The organism is Novosphingobium sp. PY1, from assembly GCF_017312445.1.
Classification (GTDB): domain Bacteria; phylum Pseudomonadota; class Alphaproteobacteria; order Sphingomonadales; family Sphingomonadaceae; genus Novosphingobium.
Genome location: NZ_BLTI01000028.1, coordinates 2501 through 5676, shown reverse-complemented (window position 1 = coordinate 5676; position 3176 = coordinate 2501). Strand labels below are relative to the sequence as shown.

The window sequence follows — 3176 nt, the reverse complement described above, 5'->3', positions numbered from 1 at the left end:
GCCTTGCGAAGCCCTTGGCTTCGGTTCGGCGTAATTTCCACGTGTCTCAGGTTAGAGACACAAAGAGGGCCTTGGGAGTTATCCCTTGGCCCTCGTTGTTCTTGAGATTGTGATGGGTTTTTTGCACGCCGGCTTCAATGCCTGGCGACGTCCTACTCTTCCAACGCTTGAGCGCAAGTACCATCGGCGCTGTCAGGTTTCACGGCCGAGTTCGAGATGGGATCGGGTGGGTCACTGACGCTATGGTCACCAAGCAATGGAGCTGGCGTGCTTTTTAATCGATGAATGTATCCGTGCATTATCTGGCTGGATGATCGCCCGGTCATCACTGACGCTGCTGCACGGTGTGCAGGGCTGTCATTGATGGTGGGATTCATCAAGCATGATCAGAGTTATTAGGACCGGTTAGCTCCACGCGTTACCACGCTTCCACACCCGGCCTATCAACGTGATGGTCTATCACGACTCGAAGATACCTAATCTTGAGGGAGGCTTCCCGCTTAGATGCTTTCAGCGGTTATCCCGTCCATGCATAGCTACCCTGCTGCGCGGCTGGCGCCACGACAGGTACACCAGAGGCATGTTCAACCCGGTCCTCTCGTACTAGGGTCAACTCCTCTCAAGTATCGACGCCCACGGCAGATAGGGACCAAACTGTCTCGCGACGTTCTGAACCCAGCTCACGTACCACTTTAATTGGCGAACAGCCAAACCCTTGGGACCTGCTCCAGCCCCAGGATGTGATGAGCCGACATCGAGGTGCCAAACGATTCCGTCGATATGAGCTCTTGGGAATCATCAGCCTGTTATCCCCGGCGTACCTTTTATCCGTTGAGCGATGGCCCTTCCACGAGGGACCACCGGATCACTATGACCGACTTTCGTCTCTGCTCGATTCGTCAATCTCGCAGTCAGGCAGGCTTATGCCATTGCACTCTTGCAGCCGGTTTCCAACCGGCCTGAGCCTACCATCGCGCGCCTCCGTTACTCTTTAGGAGGCGACCGCCCCAGTCAAACTACCCGCCACAGAGGGTCCCTGTACCGGCTAACGGTACGAGGTTAGACATTAAAAAATCACAGGGTGGTATTTCACCTATGGCTCCACACCAGCTGGCGCCGGTGCTTCAAAGCCTCCCACCTATGCTACACAATAATTTTCCAATGCCACTCTGAAGCTGCAGTAAAGGTGCACGGGGTCTTTCCGTCTAACCGCGGGTACTCCGCATCTTCACGGAGAATTCAATTTCGCTGAGCATATCCTGGAGACAGTGGGGAAGTCGTTACGCCATTCGTGCAGGTCGGAACTTACCCGACAAGGAATTTCGCTACCTTAGGACCGTTATAGTTACGGCCGCCGTTTACCGGGGCTTCAATTCGGAGCTTGCACTCCTCCTCTTAACCTTCCGGCACCGGGCAGGCGTCAGACCCTATACGTCGTCTTGAAGCCGACTTAGCAGAGTCCTGTGTTTTTGCTAAACAGTCGCTACCCCCTGGCCTGTGCCCCCCACATCTGCTTGCGCAAACATGGGGCCTCCTTCTTCCGAAGGTACGGAGGCAATTTGCCGAGTTCCTTCAGGATACTTCTCTCAAGCGCCTTGGTATACTCTACCTGACCACCTGTGTCGGTTTCGGGTACGGTCTATACGGAGAGGCTATTTCCTGGAACCGCTTCGAAGCACAACCAATCCGATAAGGTTGTACAACACACGCGATCCGTCACACATCTCCAGGCCCACGAATATTAACGTGGTTCCCATCGACTACCCCCTTCGGGCTCGTCTTAGGGGCCGGCTCACCCTGCTCAGATTAGCTTTAAGCAGGAACCCTTGGTCTTTCGGCGAGAGGGCATCTCACCCTCTTTATCGCTACTCATGTCAGCATTCGCACTTCCGATACGTCCACGGTCGGTTACCCTCCCGCTTCACTCGCCTACGGAACGCTCCGCTACCGCGTGATCCGAAGATCACACCCTAAGCTTCGGTGCATCACTTGAGCCCCGTTACATTTTCGCCGCAGAACCTCTTATTTAGACCAGTGAGCTGTTACGCTTTCTTTAAAGGATGGCTGCTTCTAAGCCAACCTCCTGGTTGTTTTGGAAGTTCCACATGCTTTCCCACTTAGTGATGACTTGGGGACCTTAGCTGTAGGTTAGGGCTGTTTCCCTTTTGACGACGGACCTTAGCACCCGCCGTCTGTCTGCCGAACTAGACTCGTTGGTATTCGGAGTTTGGTTAGAATTGGTAGATCTCGCGACCCCCGCATCCATCCAGTGCTCTACCCCCAACGGCAATCATTCGACGCTCTACCTCAATAGATTTCGCGGAGAACCAGCTATTTCCCGGCTTGATTGGCCTTTCACCCCTAAACACAACTCATCCGAGAATTTTTCAACATTCACCGGTTCGGTCCTCCAGTGCGTGTTACCGCACCTTCAACCTGGTCATGCCTAGATCGCCGGGTTTCGGGTCTAATACACCATACTCAATTCGCCCTGTTCAGACTCGCTTTCGCTGCGCCTACACCTAACGGCTTAAGCTCGCATGGTACATTAAGTCACTGACCCATTATGCAAGAGGTACGCTGTCACCCCCTAAAGAGGCTCCAACTGCTTGTAAGCATTCGGTTTCAGGTACTGTTTCACTCCCCTCATCGGGGTGCTTTTCACCTTTCCCTCACGGTACTGTGTTCGCTATCGGTCATGTACGAGTATTTAGGCTTGGAGGGTGGTCCCCCCATGTTCAGACAGGATTTCACGTGTCCCGCCCTACTCGAGTCTTCTTGTCTCGCTTTCGCATACGGGACTGTCACCCGCTATGGTCACTCTTTCCAAAGTGTTCTGCTAGTTGAACAAGAAGCACTGGCCTGGTCCGCGTTCGCTCGCCACTACTAACGGAATCTCGGTTGATGTCTTTTCCTCCGGGTACTTAGATGTTTCAGTTCCCCGGGTTCGCTTCACCAAGGCTATATATTCGCCAAGGTGATACCTTATCCACCTCACTCAACCCGTGATCGCTCACGAACCGAGAGAAATGGTGAAGGTGGGTTTCCCCATTCGGAAATCGCCGGATCAAAGTTTGCTCACAACTCCCCGACGCTTATCGCAGCGTGCCACGTCCTTCATCGCCTGTACATGCCAAGGCATCCACCAAATGCTCTTACCTCACGCTTGAGAATCC

At 53.7% G+C, this 3176-nt stretch carries 2 rRNA genes; both read right to left on the bottom strand.

From position 1 onward, the window contains the following. Positions 1-139 precede the first annotated feature (139 nt). Positions 140-254 (bottom strand): 5S ribosomal RNA (gene rrf, locus J3474_RS22280). A gap of 121 nt (positions 255-375) precedes the next feature. Then, positions 376-3169 (bottom strand): 23S ribosomal RNA (locus tag J3474_RS22275). Between the last annotated feature and the right edge of the window lie 7 nt (positions 3170-3176).